The organism is Pseudoalteromonas sp. 20-92, assembly GCF_030847595.1.
Taxonomy (GTDB): Bacteria; Pseudomonadota; Gammaproteobacteria; order Enterobacterales; family Alteromonadaceae; genus Pseudoalteromonas; species Pseudoalteromonas fuliginea.
In genome coordinates this window covers 381,516-401,603 of the sequence record NZ_JANJGQ010000002.1, presented here as the reverse complement: position 1 = coordinate 401,603, position 20,088 = coordinate 381,516, and the positions used below count along the sequence as shown (strand labels likewise).

Here is a 20,088-nt window from a genome sequence, read left to right as displayed (position 1 = left end):
AACTCAAGAGGCCTTAGGCCTCTTTTTTAGCTTTATAGCTTAACCATAAATTTTATATACATATTTTTTACAAAAAAAACTTATTATTGTGCTAAAACTAGTAGTCATGGTGCATAATGCATTCATTATTCTAAAATTTCTTAATTGTACTGGTAAGCTTAAAACGAGTACTTTTCATATTTGGGACAAACCATGACAATAAATATGCGCTTAGCTACTGGTTTCGGCGTGATCTTATCAATGATGCTTATTTTAACCATTATCGGAATTTCACGTGTTAGCCTCATTAACTCTAATATTACTCACATAACAGACGTAAATTCGGTAAAACAGCGATACGCTATTAATTTTAGAGGCAGTGTACACGACAGGGCTATTGCAGTTCGCGATGTTGTGTTAATAACAAGCCAGAGCGATTTAAATACTGTTTTTAATAATATAAAAGAACTCGACGCATTTTATCAAACATCGAGCCGCGCTATGGCCGAGTTAACTACAGATATGTCGAGTACAGAGCGCTCTCTTATAAATAAAATTAACCAAATAGAACGACGTACCCTCCCTTTTATACAAAATGTAATAAGCGCTAAAAATGCGGGTAATTTAAACGAGGCTTCGAATATTTTATTAAACGATGCCCGCCCTGCTTTTACCGAGTGGCTCAATACCATAAATCAATTTATAAACTTGCAAGAGCAAGCAAATCAAATAACAACTATCGATACCCGCGAAGTAGCCAGCTCATTTAAAATATGGATGATTTCGTTAACGGCACTCGCTATTATCATTGGTGCAAGCGTCGCTTATATTATTAGCCAGCTGATCAGAAACTCAGTCGGTGGAGAACCGCAAGAAGCCGCTGAAGTAATTGCACTTATCGCACAAGGCGATTTAAGAGGCGATGTGCACTCGTGTTGTCCTAACAGCATGATGGCATCAGTAGAAGTAATGCAAAGCAAATTAAAAAACATTGTAGATAGTATTATTAATTCATCTAAAGAGCTCTCAACACATTCAGCAAGTGTGGCATCTGGCTCACAACAAGCACTAAGCGCAGCCGATACACAAGTAACATATACCAATTCTGCAGTCAGTAGTTTAGAAGAAATGAGTCGCAGTATTCATTCTGTTGCCGATGCAGTAAGGCAAACTGAAGACAATTCAAAAATTACGGCCCAGTTATCGCAGCAAGGCAGTACGGCAGTGCAAAAAGTAGCAGCCGAGATTGAACAAATATCAGTAACGGTAAAAGCGACGGTTACCCAAATAAATGTACTTCAAGAACATGTAAAGCACATTGGCGATATTTTAAGTGTAATACGCGGCATTTCTGATCAAACAAACTTGCTTGCACTAAATGCTGCAATAGAAGCCGCAAGAGCAGGCGAAACAGGCCGAGGGTTTGCTGTTGTTGCTGATGAGGTAAGGCAACTTGCCCAGCGTACCGGTGATGCAACAGGCGATATTGAAAAGATGATTTTGCAAGTACAAGAAAACACGCAAGCATCGGTAACAGCAATGGAAACCACTGTACCGCAAGTCGAAAACGGCTTAACGCTTACTCACGAGGCAAACGAGTTACTACACCAAATACAGCAACAAGCTAACGACTCATTAAGTAACGTACTTGAAATTGTTGAAGCAACATCAAACCAAGTAGCCACCGTGGCACAAATTAGTACCGGCGTTGAAGAAATTGCCAGTATGTCGAAAGAAACCAGTATGTCACTTAATAGTAACGCACAAGAAGCCGTTGCATTAGCTGACCTTTCAAACACGCTTAAGAAATATATTAGTTACTTTAAAGTTTAAGTGTTTAGCGTTTTACAGTAATTAAAAAAGGGGCTTTAAGCCCCTTTGTTGTAGGTAGCAATAAGTTGTATGTAGGTATAATCTAGTTAACTAACTTGGATGCTATCACTATATACCCGCTAAATCGCGCTCAGTAATACACTCACCCGACGCCATTTCAAACTCGCGGCATACCAATGGGCGGTTTTCGTAAATAGAGCACATAAGCGTATTTCTATCGAGCGCTTCGCACCAACCATCGTCTGCGCGCTTCATTACCTCGCTCCCCCATTTATCGTATTCAATATAGTTAAAGGGCACGCCGGTATCGGTTACTATGCGCACTTCTAATTGGCAACAACAGGCTTGGCAGTTAGCACATGTAACTGGCTCTGAGATAGTAGAAATATTTTCAACGGGGATAACAATATGCGGCATAGTGGCTTAAATAAGAGAAACTCGTCAATTAGGATACACGAGCAAACAAAACGTGCTAGTAAATTTTATTGTAGTTGATAAATATAATACTAATCCGAAAAAATACTTAATCAATTTGATTAGTTAATCTGATACTAAAATTTCTTATATACGACTGTATGGGTGCAGGAGGTAGAGCAATGCAGGGAGCAATTATCGATAACAACTAAATAACAAAATTTTTGTCTTGTTATAAACAATACTTTTTTACCTTAAAGTAGCTCATTTAATTAAACGAGCGGGTATGCCAATTAAAAAGATTAAGCGTGCTATTACTTAGCACGCTTGTTTGGTGTTTTTTAATATTAAAAGTTTAAAACCACTTTAACATCGCCCGATACCGCAGAGGTAGAAACAAAACCAATGGTATTTGGGTTAGTTGCAACCATTTTAATGACCTCAGCGTCATTTTCGAGCGCTTTAGGTGGCGTGCCTTTGCCTGTAAAAATAAGTTTTGACCAATATGCTCTCAACTGTGAAGCGCTTTTATTGAGTAACTTGCTGTTAAACTGCTCTGTAGCGGTATTTTTTTCTTCTTGAGATACAGGAATAATTGTATTGCCATTACTAAACGACTTTTCTTTTCCGGTGTAAATTCGAGTAATAACAGACTCGTCAAAGCTGCTATCATTCGAGGGATGCACAATAATGGCAAAATCTGCAAAGGCAACATTACTAAACAAAAACAGAACACATAACACTAATTTTTTCATCTCTATCCCCTTAAAAAAAAATACCAAACGTGGTTACTTTACTATTACTCATTACTGCTGATGAAAACGAGCCACTTTGTCTCTTTCTTGCAGCAGTTTTAAACACATCTAAAACAATCAATTTTGAAGTCTCGATGCTCACATCATCTATGTATGAACGAAATATCCACGTTGAGTATAGTTAAACCACGAGAAAACAAACAAAAATTTAACATTTTTTATCGTTATTCTGGTTTGGTAATTATTTAAATACCTATCTAGCAAGAAGTGTTGCTTTAATTTCGCTATAACGCATCTGCTCGCACAGTGCAAAACCACTCAGCTGGCGCACTTTATTACGCGCAAATAACGGCACACTCATCCCCGCTAAAAAGCGGCATTGGGTTTCAATACCCACATTATGATTACCCTTACCTGCCATATGCGCTAAAAACTCATCTACCTTTTGATAAATAAGTTGCTCGTCAATATAGGCAGGCTCTATAGAGTATTCAAGCTTAACCGCATGGCCTCTACACACACTACAATGCCCGCATTGCTCAGGTGCATTTTGATCGTCAAAATAGCGCGCTAAGTTATAGCTTAAGCAACTTTGTAGCTCAAAAAAGCGAACCAGTGCAGCAATACGTTTAATTTCGGCCTGTTCTTTATCGCTAAAGTAGTCGTGCAGTTGCTGGGCAAGTTCAGGGTTGTTTATAACCTCTCCATGCACTTTGTATACTTGGGTAATACGTTTAGTTTCAAGCGTTATTAGGTTTTTTTCGACTAGGTAGTCAAGAGCAGCCACTACACGTTTTCGATCAACCTGCGCGGCTTGTGTAAGGGAGTCAAAATTTAGCGTACCCCATATTTTTTTAAAATCGGTATGGCTAAATATTTGTGTTAAAAATGCTTGGCGCTGCTGGTCAAACTGGCTTAGTAGCTCGTTTTTATCAACCAAAAATTTGTATTTAAAATCGGCATAGTAGGCATATTGTGGCGTTATTGCGCCTTGCATTTCTAGTTGTACTAGCAAGGTTTTAAGGGCCAGTTGCCTAATATTACTTTCACTCGATAAGCTATATTCTTGCATTTCCCATTGCTGGTGGCTTTGGCGAATATCGTTAATTACATATTCAATACCGCTAAGCTCTGGGGTGTCGCCATATACAAAGTTTTCAACCGTATTTAGCCCATCTAAATTGGCAAGGGTGTAGCAATTTGATGGATTGCCATCGCGCCCTGCACGGCCAATTTCTTGGCTGTAGTTTTCTATCGATTTAGGTAAGTCATAATGTATAACAAAGCGAATGTCCGACTTATCAACGCCCATACCAAAGGCAATGGTAGCCACCACTACGTTAATTTTACCCGCCATAAAGTCATCTTGAATTTGCCAGCGTAGCGTATCTTCAAGCCCTGCATGGTAAGCAACAGCGTGAATACCTTGCGCGCTTAGCACATTAGCGACTTGCTCTGCGCTTTGCTGTAGCGTTACATATACAATACCAGGGCCACTTTGCGCGCGCACAATGTTGGTAAGCTCGGTATTTTTATCGGCTGTTTTAACACTCAACACGCTTAAATCTAAATTAGCGCGGTAAAAACCCGTTTGTACAATGCACTCAGGCGATATAGCAAATCGCTCTGCCATATCGCGTTTTACTTTTTTTGTGGCCGTTGCAGTAAGCAACAACACTAAAGGAATATTAAGCTCTTCGCGGTAACGTGGCAGTTTAAGGTAGTCGGGTCTAAAGTTATGGCCCCATTCTGATATACAGTGCGCTTCGTCTACCACTAACATCGAAAGCGCCACTTGGCTTATAAATTCTCTAAAGCGTTCGTTTTTAAATCGCTCAACCGAGACCATTAATACTTTAATTTTACCGTTTCGCACGTCGTTCATTACAGTGCTGCTTTGCATTTGATCTTGGCTCGAATCAAGGCTGGCAGCATAAATGCCTTTGCTATTTAAAAAGCTAATTTGATCTTTCATCAACGCAAGTAAAGGCGAAACCACTAAGGTTAAATTAGGTAAGTGCAAAGCAGTGAGTTGGTAACACAACGATTTACCCGAGCCGGTCGGAAATATAGCCAACGACGATTGACCATTTAAAAGCTGCTCTATAGTTTGTTGCTGCCCTGTTCTAAATTGGCTAAAACCAAAATGTTGTTCAAGTGACTGAATTAATGGCGTGGTCATAAATACCCTTTTCGTTGTTTTTCAAACAGCGATTTAACTGCACAGCTAAGCGATAAAAAAGTGAGTATAACTTATATGCCTTTAATCATCATTTTTTGCTGACATATCCTTTATTTAAGCGCAAAATAACCTCACTAAAGAGTATGTTATTACGTTTGCCAAAAATAATTTTCATAATACCCAAATAACCTCAAAACACTAAAAATAATACAGATTATTTGGGTATATTATTTTTAAGGGCAACGTTATGAGTATTACAATACCTAAAATCGTCGTTATTGGCGGTGGTGCTGGCGGGCTAGAGCTTGCAACCCAACTAGGGCATAAACTAGGGAAAAAAAACCAAGCAGATATACTGTTAATAGACAAAAACCGTACCCACATATGGAAGCCGTTACTGCACGAAGTAGCGACAGGCTCTATTGACCCCGATTTAGATGGCGTTGTGTACTCAGCCCATGCCGCAAAACATCATTACCGTTTTCAACTTGGTACTTTTTGCAATATAGACCAAAGCAATAAAACAATTACTCTCTCCGCGCTCAACGACGAGTTAGGCCACACCATTTTACCTGGGCGCACGGTACGCTACGATCACCTTGTTATTGCCATTGGCAGCGTAAGTAACGACTTTAATACCCCAGGTATAAAAGAGCATTGTTACTTTTTAGACTCAAGCCAACAAGCAGAACGCTTTCAGCATTCATTACTCGACAGCTTTACGCGCCTTCATCAGGACGACAATCAACAGCAATCACTTAATATTGCCATTGTAGGCGGCGGTGCTACCGGTGTTGAACTCTCAGCTGAGCTTTACCATGTGTCTGAGCTATTAAAGTTGTATGGCTTAACAAATATGTCCTCTAAACGTTTACATATACATTTAATAGAGGCAGGCCCGCGTATTTTACCTGCATTACCAGAGCGCATAGCCACCAGCGCCAAACGCGAACTATTAAAACTCGGCGTAAACGTACGTGAGCAAACGCAAGTAAAAGAAGGCACCGCACAAGGCTTTATCACCAAAGATGAAGAACACATTGATGCCGATATTATGGTGTGGGCAGCAGGCGTAAAAGCGCCTGATTTTATAAAAGATTTAGGTGTTTTTGAGTTGACCCGCAGCAACCAAATTCAAGTAAACGAGTTTTTACAAAGCACCGTTGATGAAAGCATTTTTGTGTTAGGCGATTGCTGCGCATTTACGCAGGCAGATGGTAAGCAAGTACCACCACGCGCACAATCGGCGCACCAAATGGCGCAGTGCGTCGAAAAAAACCTTATCGCCACGCTAAAACAGCAACCACTACGCGGCTTTAAGTATAGCGACCATGGCTCACTTGTTAATTTATCAAGCTACAGTACTGTGGGTAATTTAATGGGTAACCTCACCAGTAATACCTTTTTTATTGAAGGTAAAATTGCCCGCTTTATGTATATATCGCTTTATAGAATGCATCAACGCGCTATTCACGGCAGTGCAAAAACCTTTGCATTATGGATAAGCGAAAAAGTACTGCGTGTAGTTCGCCCAAAAATGAAGTTACATTAAAGGCGATTTAAATTAAAGGCAGTGAGCGTTATCACTGTCTTTAATTTTTAACATTGGCTGTGTAGAGTATTTAAAACAACTAAGGAAATTGGGTTATGACGGGCAAAACGCTAATTTTCAACTTTGATGGCACAGGGAATGAGCCCCGTGACGCAGAGCAATTTAGCTCAGAACACTTTAAAGAAGACGCCAGTATTTCTAATATTCTAAAATTACACTTACTGCTTGGCGGTAAATTAGAAGACTCCCCCATTACCCCACAGTCAAACCAACTCAGTTTTTATTATCAAGGGATAGGCACTAAAGGTAGTCGTTTAAAGCGTGTATTAAACCAAACATTTGCACCTCGTGGTGACGATGTAGCCAGTATTTTAAATCAGGCTTTAACCGATTTTAAAACTCATTACCAACTAGGCGATTCACTACTTTTAACAGGTTTTAGTCGAGGTGCAGCACTTGCCAGGCGCTTTGCAAAATGTCTGGAGTTATTAATATGTGAGCGAGTCTACCTTTGTGTATTTGATACAGTAGCCTCAATTGGCTTATCAAAAGTAAGTAAAGCAACGCGCGGCGCTGAACATGTTATTTTTGAAAACCACACCATAGCCACAAACGTATCTCAAGCTCTGCACTGTGTATCGCTTGATGAAAAACGCCGCGCCTTTGAACCCACACTAATGAACCATCAAAATAATATTACCGAGCTGTGGTTTGCTGGCGCGCATTCAGATATTGGCGGCGGTTACTACCGCGATGGCCTAGCCGATATTAGCTTGCGTTATGCACTTGAGTGGTTAATAGAGCAACCGCTTAATATTTCGTTATTAACTAGCCGCGATATAGATTACACAACACTACTACCCGATAACAACTTAGTTGCGCAAGATGATGTGACGGTTATTCCTGATCCGCTCGCATTAAGTCATCAGCAAAATTACTTTTGGTTTAACCCCTTATTTAAACTAGTAGACAGAGAATGCTATGTACTTATAGATAACGAAGCTAGCAATCTTAAACCTTTAGTGCATCACAGCGTTGCAGAGCGTATTAACAAGCTAACCAGTTACCGCCCAGAATCGCTTAAAAAACTGCATTACAAAATTAGCTATAACGACAACACCACGCTTAGCTTTATTGGTTTAAGCCAACATATAGAACTGGCTAATCAAAATATGAATGTGCTGAGCGTTAACCAAAGCCAAGATGTAATAGTATTTGCTAGTGAGCAATACAATGCAACTGGCCTTATGCTAGAGCAAGGCGCTACTTACCGTTTTACCCCATATCCAAATCAATACTGGTTTGACGATGGTATAAAGTGCACACCAATAGGTTGGCATCGCGATAATGTGAAGCTTGGCGTAAAAGAAATCCCAATGGCAGTGCTTGAACCATTTAGACGATTGCCTCATGCACAATGGTTTTCGTTGATAGGAGCGATTAATAAAAACGACGAGCACCTATTTAAAATAGCTGACGGCGCTGATATTAAAATTACTAAATCTGGTGAGTTTTGCCCATTTGCAAACGACTTAAGCCGCTTTTATGGTGCGAACGCAGGAAAAATAAAAGTAAAAGTAACAAGACTGGAATAGCCTGTAGACGCGCAGCTTGCTGGCGTGTAAAAACGCAGTTTTTAGGATATTAAGTAATGAGAAGCTTTGCTTCTCGCGTGAGCAAGCTCTACGCCTACAAGAAATCGTAACCGCAGCTCAATGATCATTCCCCTGTAGACGCGCAGCTTGCTGGCGTAACGAGTGCAGCTCGTCATATTTTAAAATGAAAAACAGACTTTAGATTAGAAGCTGCGCTTCTCGCGTGAGCAAGCTCTACGCCTACAAGAAATCGTAACCGCAGCTCAATGATCATTCCCCTGTAGACGCGCAGCTTGCTGGCGTGTAAAAACGCAGTTTTTAGGGTATTAAGTAATGAGAAGCTTTGCTTCTAACGTGAGCAAGCTCGACGTCTACACATCATATTCTGAAACTTGGGTATAAACCCTTCTAGACGCGCAGCTTGCTGGCGTAACGAGTGCAGCTCGTCATATTTAAAATGGAAAACAGACTTTAAAATTAAAAACGATGCTTCTCGCGTGAGTTAGTTCTGCGCTGGCGAAAGCCCTATTTGATCGGTGCTATTTAAGCGGCGATTAAATAGGACTCTTGTCCTGAATGCTTGTTGCTACGTTTAAACGAACCTTTGCCTTTTTTAGCTTTAACTACTTGTGGTTTAAATAATTTAGAGGTTACCAACGCTGCTAGTGCATTGTGGTTTATAACGCCTCGTCCTGTGTCTACCGCGCCGGTGTTTGCGGTTTTTGCTTTAGATTTTTTAGTCATATATTTCCTATCAACTAATGGTTATTTTAAGTTAAATAATAAAGAGGCTTTTATATTGGCCTATTTAAGAGATGGCGATTGTAGGCTTAATTTTCAACCGCGCAAGTATTTTTAATGCCCAACAGGTACTTTTTTATAATAAAAAAGCATAAAAAAAGCGCAGTTAATAACTGCGCTTAATATTACTTTAGTTTACTTTATAAATTAAAAACTAAAGCTTACTTTTGCGTAGTACGTTCTGCCGTCAAAGCCGTATGGCAATGCGCGTACAGGGTATTTAAATGCGCCGTTGGTGATAAAATTAAGTACTTCGTCATCACCTAATTCATCTGGCGTTTCGTCAAATACGTTATCGGCACCAACCGAAAGCGCAAACATGTCGTTAATTTGGTAGCTAACATTTAAATCAACTAACACAGCAGACTCAACCGTACTTGTTGGTTTAAATGAACCCGTAGGCGAAAGCTCACCTGGTAATGAAATATGGTCGTTACCAAAGTATTTTACGTCTGTTTCGCCAAAGTAGTTAAAGCGAATGGTTGATGTGTAGGCATCGCGTTCGTAGTCAAACGTAAGCGTTGCACGTTCGCTCGGTTGTCCGTCGGTAAAAAAGCTACGTTGTAAATCATCAAAAGCAACCGCTTCAGGAATACCGTCTTCTGCGTTTACGCTGTCAATTTTAGTATCGTTTAGGTTACCTGCAAAGGTTACTCCTAAATTACCGCCTTCAAATTCAGTGCGGTACGATGCAATAATATCAACACCTTGCGTAGTAGAATCAACCGAGTTTGAGAAGTAGTTAGCTTGCACAGCTCCCGTTGCTTGTAGCGCAGCAACCGCTTCAGAGCTAAACGATACGTCGTCAGCCGAAAGTAAGCTGCCAAGTGTAATACGGTCTTCAATTTCTACACGGTAAAAATCAACCGTTAACGAAAGCTCGCTTGTTACATCGTAAACAAAACCTGCACTGTAGTTTGTTGATGTTTCAAGCTCTAAGCTATCTACGCCTAGCGCACTTGGGAAAGCGGTCCCAGTGTTTGCCGTGAACGACTGCGTTAATGTGCCGTCTGAGCCTAAGTTAGTTGTAAAAGCTGTATAACCACTTTGTTGAAGTGATGGCGCTCTAAAACCAGTAGACAGTGCACCACGTACTGCAAAGTCATCTGAAAATTCATAACGTGTTGCTAATTTACCAATTAAATCATCTCCAGCATCTGAGAAATCTTCATAGCGTAGCGCACCACTTACGTTCCATGCGTCGGTGATCATAGTTTCTACGTCTACATAAACTGCGTAGCTGTTACGGTCGCTGTCGTTAGCCGCTTCAGGGCGTAGGCCGTTATAAGCTTGAAAACCACACTGTGCAAATTGATCCGGATCGTTTACTGATGGGTACGAGGTATCAATATTTGCTAGTCCACAGGCGTATGATGCTTCATCGCCAGGCACTATTTCGTAGTTTTCTTTACGGTATTCGGCACCTACTGTTACATATAAAGGCTCACTACGGCCAATATCTACAATACCGTTTACATCAAGGTTAACCGTTGTTTGATCGAATCTAAAACCACCTGAGTAACCGCCAGTAGGGCCAGAGTTTGCTGCAATATCGGTATCGCTTGCACTTGGGTTATTAAATAAATACTCAGCCGCGTAAGAAGCGTTTAATGTATTACGTGATGTAAAATCGTATTGGTTTTCACCATAAACAGCCGATACATCGTAAGTCCAATCTGTGTTTATATCGCCTTTAAAACCAAGCGCGACTGAAATATCTTGTGCTTCGTTATATATGCGCGGTAAAAAACCATCACTATATACTTGTGTTACGTTTTTAGACGCTTCGTTAAAGTTACGGTAAAAACCATTACCCAGCGCCGTGCGCTCTGAGTAGCCACCAAACGAGTAAAGCTCACCGTCGCCCATTGGTAATGCCATGTTGTAGAATAACGACGTAAATTCACTTTCTGAGTTACCTTGGCCCCAGCGTACATCTTCACTTAGCGTACCTGGTTCAACATTAAGCGAACCACCCGTATCGCGCTCGGCGCGGTTAGTGCCGTCGGCATCACGGTACTCAAGCGATAGGTTAATAAAGCCGCCTTCGTTACCTAATTCAAAACCACGGTTTAAACCTGCTGAAATAGTGTCGCCGTCACCTTCACTTGTGCCGCCGTATTGTACAAAACCCGTTGTAATACCGGTTGAGTTATTAAGAGATAAGTTAATAACACCTGCAATCGCGTCAGAGCCATACTGCGCTGCAGCGCCGTCGCGTAATACTTCAACGCCTTTAAGCGCTGTTAGCGGAATGGCATTCATATCAGTACCCGCAGCGCCTGCACCAACTGTACCGTTAAGGCCAAAAATTGATTGGTTATGACGACGTTTACCATTTACTAATACAAGGGTTTGATCTGGTTGTAAGCCGCGAAGTGTTGCGGGTCTAAATAAATCAGAACCGTCTGATACTTGTGTACGCGAAAAGTTAAATGAAGGCGCTGTCGCTTGAAGGCTTTGGCCTAATTCGGTAAAACCACCTTTAGTTAAATCATCCGCGTCAATTAAATCAATAGGAGAAGAAGACTCTGTAGAGGTGCGGTTAGATACACGCGATCCTAATACAGATATTTGCTCTATGTTTTTAGCAGCTTGCACTGGTGCTTCTTCTGCGTTAACAATGCTTGGTGCGCTAAACGCAAAAGCAACGGCTACAGCAAGTGTATTTAAACGGTATGTTGACATAGTGACGACCCTGTTTTTTTGTGTGTTCTTATAAATTATTTAAACCACTTTATTAGCAGCCTGTGCAAACATCCTAGCAACATATACAAATAAAAAGAAACAAAAAATGGTGTAATTATGCAAATATTTTATAACATAAGAAAAAAACACTTAAAAGTGCGTTAAATACATACAAAACAGGTATTAATTTTCAAATTACTAGCTTTAACGTTTTGTTTACAATGTAAATTGTAATGGTTATTGTCTGTTTTGACGGGTAATGAACAAAAAATACTCGTAACTTAGTCTAAGGCACTATTTACTTTTATTTCTTCGTCGAAAATAGCATATAGCGCAAACAAGCATTTTTAACTTGCCGACTACTCAGCAATTAACTTTAAGCATAAACATTTAGGGCGTGTTGCTCTTTGGTGGTTGAATTTGCAGTAGACTGCTTGGTTTTTAAGCAAGGGCCATGTAGTGTGGTTATTATCCATAAGTAGGCGATAACGCAGCATAAATACCAAACATGCGCTGCCCGAAAGGTTCTTTCTAGGGACTAATTTTAATCCACAAAGATCAACGCGCCCTAATCATCTTTGACAATTATGTAACTGGAGTGATTTTTTGAGCTACGCTTTAATAAAGTAATCTTAAATAAAAAATACATTATTGACTTGTAAGGATAAAGCTATGACAGACACAGCTAAAAAAGCTGCCATGACTCACATTGATGTACTATGCGTTGACGATGATGAAATAGTATTGCGTTCACTCACCCGTTTACTAAAAACAAACAAACTAACGGCGATCGCGTGCAGTAACCCCGAAACAGCTTTAACACATTTAAAAAGCCACGAATTTGGCTTAATCATCAGCGATATGCGCATGCCAAAAATGAATGGCGCACAGTTTTTAGAGCAAGCCCGTAAGCTTGCGCCTGACACACAGCGTATTTTATTAACAGGGTATGCCGACATAGAAACAACCTTAGCCGCAGTTAACCAAGGTCAAATAAGCGGTTATATCCAAAAGCCTTGGCAAAACGATCTGCTACTTGGCAGCATTAATAATAGCCTTGAAAAATTTCAGCTAAAAAAACAAAATCAAATACTTGAAGAACAAGTAAAAACTCAAAACTTAGAACTTATCGAATTAAACAATGATCTTGAACAACGCGTAGAAAAACGAACTAAACAAATCAAACAAGTTTTAAAACAATTAGAAGAAGCAAGTGAACGAGAAAAAATAGAGCATAAATCAACCGTCGAGCTTTTATATAACTTTATAAATGCAAACCCTTATCTCGATGGAAATAGGGCACAAAACATTGCCAATACCTGCACCCAAATAGCGCTCTATTTAAATTTATCGCAGAAAAGTATCGATCTTGCGCCGATGGCTGGCTACTTAGCGCAAATAGGGTTACTTGCCATGGATCCTGATCTTTATAAAAAACCAGTCAATAAATTAAGCGAGTCGCAGCGTAAAACATTTTATACGCACCCAAGCACAGCGCAATTAATGCTAATGCCAGCAACACATTTACATGATGTTTCTGACGCTATTTACCATCAGTTTGAGCGTTATAACGGGAATGGCATGCCTAAAGGTTTAGCCGGTAACGATATACCGATTGGCGCAATGGTGTTGGGTTTAGCGCGTGATTACTGGGATGCTTTTGAACAAAGTAATGCCGCAAATGAACAAGACCGCCATGTACATGCGCTCGATACTGTAAAGCTTTATAGCGGTACATTTTATCACCCTAAAATTGTACGTGCTCTTGAGGCTAGTCAAACAAAAATGCGTGAGCAAAAAAGCTCAGCTGGCTCAATACTTATTTGTAATGCTAGCGAACTTAAAGAGAACATGATTTTAGGACACGCTCTGCATAGCCACACAGGCATAATGCTATTACCAAAAGGCCATATATTTAGCCGCAAATCAATCGAAAAACTGCAACAGCTTGAAGCCAAAAAGCCGACTCCATTTAGAATAATGGTTAAAACCGCTAAATGATTGATCTAAATCGCAGTTTTTTTCGTTACAATGTGTCTAAAATAAATTAATGACTTTGCTTGAAGGAGCACACCGTGTCGCGATTTTCTGCCGTTACCGACAATCCCCACGATCAGCGTTTTAACCAAAAAACGGGAATATTGCTTACCAACTTAGGTAGTCCTGATGCGCCGACGGCTGCAGCACTGCGTATTTACTTACGAGAGTTTTTATCAGACCCCCGTATTGTAGAAATACCACGCCTAGTATGGATGATTATTTTGCATGGTATTATTTTACGAGTCCGCCCTAAGCGTTCAGCCAAATTATATGAAAGTATATGGACCGAAAACGGATCACCACTAACCCATATTACACGCCAGCAAAGTATTAAGTTAAATACCCTACTAAAAGAAAAAGGCTACACCAATACCGAAGTTGTTATGGCAATGCGCTACGGCAATCCATCTATTGAAGCTGGCCTTGAAGCCTTACGAGAAAAGGGATTAACACGTATTGTTATAATGCCAATGTATCCACAATATTCGAGCCCAACTACGGGTTCTACGTTTGATGCTGTATCAAACGTACTGCGTAAATGGCGCTGGGTACCAGAGCTACATTTTATAAACGGCTATCATAAAAATACACGCTATATTGAATCGCTTGCAAACAGCATCAGTGAAGATTTAGAAGCCAACGGCATGCCACAAAAATTGGTTTTTTCGTACCACGGCATGCCTAAATTATTCTTAGAACGAGGCGACCCGTATCATTGTTTGTGTTTACAAACGACCCGCTTAGTAGTAGAAAAGTTAGGCTTGGATAAAGATAAAGTAATTAGTACGTTTCAGAGCCGCTTTGGCAAAGCTGAATGGTTAAAACCTTATACCGATGCAACACTTCAAAGCCTACCAAGTGAGGGAATTAAAGACATAGCGATTATAAGCCCTGCTTTTAGTGCTGACTGCCTCGAAACACTTGAAGAACTTGAAGGCGAAAATCGTGAAATTTTTGAAGAAGCTGGTGGCGAAAAATACCGTTACATTGCGGCACTCAATGACCGAGACGATCACATTGAAGCCATATATGATGTACTAAAACCGATGTTATAAACGTTCATAACTGCGAGTAAATAGTGACTTTTAAGCGGTGTTAGCATTAACACCGCTTTTTATTTTATAAAACCTCACCTACAAAAATTAAGCACTCAACTTATAGGTGCGAATTTACTTCGTGCTTGTAAAAAGTTAAAAATTAGCGAGGTATAAAACCTCACCTACAGCAATCAAACACCCAACTTGTAGGTGCGAATTTACTTCGCGCTCGTAAAAATTTAAAAATTAGTGAGGTATAAACCTCACCTACAGCAATCAAACACCCAACTTATAGGTGCAAATTTACTTCGCGCTTGCAAAAAGTTAAAAATTAGCGAGGTATAAAACCTCACCTGCAACAATTAAGCACCCAACTTATAGGTGCGAATTTACTTCGCGCTTGTAAAAATTAGCGAGGTATAAAACCTCACCTACAACAATCAAACACCCAACTTGTAGGTGCGAATTTACTTCGCGCATGTAAAAGCTTAAAAATTAGCGAGGTATAAAGCCTCACCTACAACAATTAAGTACCCAACTTATAGATGCGAATTTACTTCGCGCTCTTAAAAATTTAAAAATTAGCGAGGTGTAAAACCTCACCTACAACAATCAAACACCCAACTTGTAGGTGCGAATTTACTTCGCGCTTGTAAAAGCTTAAAAATTAGCGAGGTATAAAACCTCACCTACAACAATTAAGCACCCAACTTGTAGGTGCGAATTTACTTCGCGCTTGTAAAAACATAAAAATTAGCGAGGTATAAAACCTCACCTACAACAATTAAGTATTAACTCAATCCTTTCGGGTAATCATTACCGTGCACACACCTGCGATAATTCCCCAAAAAGCAGATCCGACCGAGAGCAGCGTTAAATCTGACGCTGTAACTAAAAATGTTACAATGGCAGCTTCAGTATATTGCGAGCCATTCAATGCTTGCTGCAAACTATTCGCAATAGTGCCAAACAGTGCAATACCTGCAAGTGCCAAAATAAGTGCTTGTGGTAAAGTTGCAACTAGCCCAACTAACGTTGCTGCACATAACGCCATTATTATATAAAAAACACCACCAGCAATACTTGCCCAATAACGCTTATCAGGGTTTTTATCCGCTTCTTCGCTCATGCAAATAGCGGCGGTTATTGCAGCTAAATTTATAGAATATGCCCCAAATGGTGCAGTTATAATATTAATGAAGCCTGTCACATTAAGTGATGCAGAAATAGGTACTTTATAATTATGTGCTTTGAGGACGGCTATACCGGGCAAATTTTGCGACGTCATGGTGACAATATAAAGTGGTAAACCAATGCTAATACATGCTTGTAAGTTAAACATGGGAGCGGTGTAAGTAAATTGGCTCATTTTCCAATGCAATGCAGTCGTATCAATATTTCCCATACTCCACGCCAGTAATACACCCACAATAAGTACACTAAGCATTGCAAAGCGGGCAAAAAATCGCTTACCTACAAAGTACATAAGTACCATTAAGCCAATCACTAAAGGCATGTCGTTCATGAAATTAAACACGTCAATGCCAAACGTAACAAGTACACCAGCAAGCATGGCACATGCTAGTTCACTGGGAATACGGTTCATTATTTTTTCAAACCAGCCCGTTATGCCTGACAAAAAAACTAACAACGCCGATAACATAAATGCACCAATCGCTTCATTCAAGTTATACCCTTGAGCGCTTGAAATAAGTAATGCAGCCCCAGTAGTAGACCATGCAATTAATACCGGCACTTTATAATAATACGATAAACCAATGGAACTAAGCCCCATAACCAAACCAAGCATTAAAATCCAGCTGGCAACTAAATCAGGAGTGCCTCCTAGGGTAATTACGACTTGATAAATCAACGCAATTGAACTCGAAAAGCCAATAATAACCGCTACGAGTCCTGCTGTAATTCGATTAAGCAACTGATCAGAAACCGCCATAAATCTCTCTAATATTTATTTTTATGTACACAACATACGTGGCTAATATTTTCTTTGCAATTAACTATTACGCTACAAAAAGTGAAATAAATTCATTTTTATTTTTTACCTAAATTAATGACCAAACCAACATAAAACTATTGTATTAAACAGAATAAAAAAGTTATCACAAACAATCTAAAGCCCGCTAAAACACTGACAAAACCAGTACATAACCACTCAATTTCTGTACCTATAAAAAATAACCATAAGTTTAATAAGGGATTTAAAAATAAAGTGCTTAACACTTTTTGATTACATTTATTCGCTTGATCTAATCTAATTTATGCTATAAAACGTAACAAATAGTTAACTTAAAACACCAAAAGAGAAACAGATGAAAAAAGTTGCAGCCTTAATTATTGCCATTCCCTTGTCGGCATTTGCACTTTATGAACTATTTATTCATACCGATCACACTGCAGAACCAATTGCACCTGTAGCAATTGACTTAGTGCCGGTTAGTACTCTTCGTACACAAAATACACATGCGCCAGCCCCTATTGATATGAGTAAAGATCCTATTAATGTCAAAGCGGTTTCAGCTCCAAAACAAAATATGACATTTAATGAATTCGATGCTGTAAACCGCCTCTCAAATAAAGCAAAACAAGTACTTATAAATGCAAAAGTGTTACCAACTGACTTACATAATGAAGCTTACATTGAATTTGACTTAGCTTCATTGCAGGCATTAAAAGCGGGCGAAAACTTCGACTTAGCAATCCCTCAAACAGCCGAAACGTTCACGGCAGAGATCACTAATGTTATTGAATCAAGCAACGGTGATAAAAGTATATTTGGCCGCGTAGTTGGCGTAGATGGCGCAATGCACAACACAGTATTAACCGTAGGAAAAGACGCCGTATACGGGCAATTTACGGCACCTTCGGGTAATTACGTATTTGAAAGTAAAGGTAAGTATGGCTGGATAGCTGCAAAACGTGATTTATATAAAAATCATATAGAGCATGACGTAACGGCACCTAAACCTAAAATTGAAAAAGGTGTAGACATATTTGCACCAAAAATAGATGGCTAATTAACCAAATTAAAAATTTGAGCGCACCCGTTGCGACAATATTTTAAACACCAAAAATCAACCACACTAAGAGTAAGGAAATACAATAATGAAAAAAGTAATCACTACAACCGCTGTTGCAGCAGCACTATGTGTAGCAAGTGTTGCACAAGCAGAGACTATTGATATCGGTATTTTATATACAGATCAGTCAGCAGCGGCTACTAGTAATATCAACACTAAAATCAATCAGCTAATTGCCTTCACAAATCAGGTTTATAGCCAAAATGGTGTAGGTATTACGCTGCGTTTAGCGGGTACACAAAACCTAGGTGACTATGCCATTACACCATCAGAGCAGTGGCTTGATTCGGTAACCGAAAGCAGCTATGTAGATGGTTTACGCAGCGATTGGAAAGCCGATATGATTGCCGTACTAGGTACTGGCGAAAGTGCTGGAAATGGACTTATTTCATGTGGTTTAGCATGGGTTGGACAAGGTACTAACGGCAACCTATACAACTCAATGAGCGACCGCATGTATTCAATTACAGCTATTGATTGTGGTGCAACTACGTTTGTACATGAACTTGGTCATAACCAAGGCTTAGCACATTCACGTAAACAGGGTGATACTTCTGGTGGTGTATACACTGACGGTATGGGTCACGGTGTACAAAATGAGTTTGCAAGTATTATGGCCTATCCACATGTATATGGAAGTGCAACACAATACGACTACTTCTCTAATCCTAATTGGAGTGTAAATAACATACCATTTGGTGTAACTAACCAGTCGTATGCTATTCGCACTGTAACAGCAACTAAAACAAGCATTGCCAATTTTAAATAAATGCTTATAAAAGTGGGTTATCCATTACCCACTTTTAAAAAATAAACATTATAACCTTCCCCCAAGAGCGCTTAGCGCTCTTTTTTGGTAAAGCTTAATGTACAACCATTTTTTGCTTTATAGCGGGCATTAACGTTTTACCGTCACCATCAACTTTGCTTAATAATTTAAGACCCATTACTTTTGCAAGCACAGGGTAAATATCAAGATTACTTACTTTATCTAAGCTAATTCCTTCTTTAAAAGCAGGGCCACTAGCTATAAACGTAGCAGCCATGTCATCGGTATAGGCATAGCCATGCGTACCTAAATACATCGGCTTTTTAGTATTAGTGAACACCGCAGGTGCTGTGGTTTGTACAACGATATCGCCCACACGCGTACCTTTATTATAATGATAGCCTGCTAATTGTTCATCAGTTAAAACGGTATAACGTCCTTTAGCCGCTTTTTCTAAACGCGCTTTATAGCCTGCTATATCAACATTTTTAGCATTCGGTTGTGTATAAATAAGTAAACGAGGGCCTGTATTTTTAACTAAAAAGTTTTCATCTTGAGGCAATGTTGTTACATCAATACTTTTATCTGGGTTTACGCTCGTCATACCGTGATCCGATACAATTACTAGGTTTACGTCTTGCTCTAATTTGCGTAAGCGAGTTTGTAATTGCCCCATCAACTCATCAAGCTGTTTAACTGCATCTCGAGTTTGTGGTGCGTCTGGCCCAAATTCATGACCCATGCTATCAACCAACGAAAAGTAACTTGCAATAAAACGCGGGCGCTGTGCTTTTGGTAAACTTAACCACTGAATAATTTGATCTACACGGCTTTGGTAATCGCTATATTTAGAATAATGGTAAAAGTAATCGGGGGTCATGCCGTTAAATAACGCATCCGACTCAGGCCAAAAGTACGTTGCTGATTTAAGCCCCTGCATTTTTGCTAAATTCCAAAGAGGAATACCTTTTACCCAAGTGCTATCGCCAAGTGCTTTACCCATACTGTAACACTCATTTTTGCGGGCTTTATCGCAAAAGTTATTATCAACAATACCGTGATTGACAGGAAGTAAGCCCGTAATAATAGAAATATGATTAGGAAACGTTTTAGTAGGATAAACAGGTATTAACTTTTGCGCGCGAACGCCGCGATCGGCCATTGCCTTTAAATTTGGCGCACCGTGCTTTTCAATGTAATCCCAACGCAGACCATCAATTGATACAAGCACCACCGTTTGCTCTTTTGCTGCAAGTGCAACATTACTCATTCCTGTTAATAGGCAAATTGATATTACCTTTAAGATCCACTGCTTCATTATAAATACCCGCCTAGTTAAAAGTGC

At 39.8% G+C, this 20,088-nt stretch carries 14 protein-coding genes; 7 read left to right on the top strand and 7 right to left on the bottom strand.

Features of this window, described 5'->3' with window-relative positions; genetic code table 11:
* The first annotated feature begins 192 nt into the window (after positions 1 to 192).
* Entirely contained in the window at positions 193 to 1,812 is a 1,620-nt protein-coding gene (locus NRL14_RS03660) for a methyl-accepting chemotaxis protein (RefSeq protein ID WP_306724034.1), read from the top strand.
* A 108-nt stretch (positions 1,813 to 1,920) separates the two neighbouring features.
* Here the strand turns inward: NRL14_RS03660 and NRL14_RS03655 are convergent, their stop codons facing one another.
* The 3 genes from NRL14_RS03655 to NRL14_RS03645 form a co-directional block, all read right to left on the bottom strand.
* Positions 1,921 to 2,229 (bottom strand): YkgJ family cysteine cluster protein, encoded by a 309-nt coding sequence (locus tag NRL14_RS03655; protein ID WP_007377413.1) that lies wholly within the window; start codon positions 2,227 to 2,229, stop codon positions 1,921 to 1,923.
* Between the two features lie 344 nt (positions 2,230 to 2,573).
* The gene (locus NRL14_RS03650; protein ID WP_007377412.1) at positions 2,574 to 2,981 is read right to left on the bottom strand and encodes a phosphate ABC transporter substrate-binding protein; all 408 of its coding nucleotides are present in this window, start codon (positions 2,979 to 2,981) and stop codon (positions 2,574 to 2,576) included.
* A 253-nt stretch (positions 2,982 to 3,234) separates the two neighbouring features.
* Positions 3,235 to 5,163, bottom strand: coding sequence for an ATP-dependent DNA helicase RecQ (locus NRL14_RS03645; RefSeq protein WP_306724033.1), 1,929 nt, complete (start codon positions 5,161 to 5,163; stop codon positions 3,235 to 3,237).
* Positions 5,164 to 5,410: 247 nt separating this feature from the next.
* Here NRL14_RS03645 and NRL14_RS03640 point away from each other — a divergent pair, with 247 nt between their 5' ends.
* Together NRL14_RS03640 and NRL14_RS03635 are read left to right on the top strand one after the other, a co-directional pair.
* Complete coding sequence (locus tag NRL14_RS03640; RefSeq protein WP_007377410.1) at positions 5,411 to 6,715, top strand: NAD(P)/FAD-dependent oxidoreductase; 1,305 nt, start codon at positions 5,411 to 5,413, stop codon at positions 6,713 to 6,715.
* Between the two features lie 95 nt (positions 6,716 to 6,810).
* Entirely contained in the window at positions 6,811 to 8,310 is a 1,500-nt protein-coding gene (locus NRL14_RS03635; RefSeq protein WP_008139619.1) for a DUF2235 domain-containing protein, read from the top strand.
* 543 nt (positions 8,311 to 8,853) lie between these two features.
* Here the strand turns inward: NRL14_RS03635 and arfA are convergent.
* Both arfA and NRL14_RS03625 read right to left on the bottom strand, forming a co-directional pair.
* The gene (arfA, locus tag NRL14_RS03630; RefSeq protein ID WP_008139265.1) at positions 8,854 to 9,054 is read right to left on the bottom strand and encodes a ribosome alternative rescue factor ArfA; all 201 of its coding nucleotides are present in this window, start codon (positions 9,052 to 9,054) and stop codon (positions 8,854 to 8,856) included.
* A gap of 204 nt (positions 9,055 to 9,258) precedes the next feature.
* Positions 9,259 to 11,799 (bottom strand): TonB-dependent siderophore receptor, encoded by a 2,541-nt coding sequence (locus NRL14_RS03625; protein WP_306724032.1) that lies wholly within the window; start codon positions 11,797 to 11,799, stop codon positions 9,259 to 9,261.
* Positions 11,800 to 12,471: 672 nt separating this feature from the next.
* On the opposite strand from NRL14_RS03625, the gene NRL14_RS03620 reads away from it, so the two are divergent.
* A complete protein-coding gene (locus NRL14_RS03620; protein ID WP_007377405.1) occupies positions 12,472 to 13,800 on the top strand; it encodes an HD domain-containing phosphohydrolase in 1,329 nt (442 codons plus the stop codon).
* A gap of 74 nt (positions 13,801 to 13,874) precedes the next feature.
* Positions 13,875 to 14,894, top strand: coding sequence for a ferrochelatase (gene hemH / locus NRL14_RS03615; RefSeq protein ID WP_008139258.1), 1,020 nt, complete (start codon positions 13,875 to 13,877; stop codon positions 14,892 to 14,894).
* 778 nt (positions 14,895 to 15,672) lie between these two features.
* Here the strand turns inward: hemH and NRL14_RS03610 are convergent.
* Positions 15,673 to 16,830: a benzoate/H(+) symporter BenE family transporter gene (locus NRL14_RS03610; RefSeq protein ID WP_008139254.1), complete on the bottom strand. Its 1,158-nt coding sequence runs from the start codon at positions 16,828 to 16,830 to the stop codon at positions 15,673 to 15,675.
* A 376-nt stretch (positions 16,831 to 17,206) separates the two neighbouring features.
* On the opposite strand from NRL14_RS03610, the gene NRL14_RS03605 reads away from it, so the two are divergent.
* Positions 17,207 to 17,911 (top strand): hypothetical protein, encoded by a 705-nt coding sequence (locus NRL14_RS03605; protein WP_149615043.1) that lies wholly within the window; start codon positions 17,207 to 17,209, stop codon positions 17,909 to 17,911.
* 88 nt (positions 17,912 to 17,999) lie between these two features.
* Positions 18,000 to 18,743: a reprolysin-like metallopeptidase gene (locus tag NRL14_RS03600; protein ID WP_007378991.1), complete on the top strand. Its 744-nt coding sequence runs from the start codon at positions 18,000 to 18,002 to the stop codon at positions 18,741 to 18,743.
* Between the two features lie 94 nt (positions 18,744 to 18,837).
* Here the strand turns inward: NRL14_RS03600 and NRL14_RS03595 are convergent, their stop codons facing one another.
* Positions 18,838 to 20,061, bottom strand: coding sequence for an alkaline phosphatase family protein (locus tag NRL14_RS03595; RefSeq protein ID WP_306724031.1), 1,224 nt, complete (start codon positions 20,059 to 20,061; stop codon positions 18,838 to 18,840).
* Positions 20,062 to 20,088 lie beyond the last annotated feature (27 nt).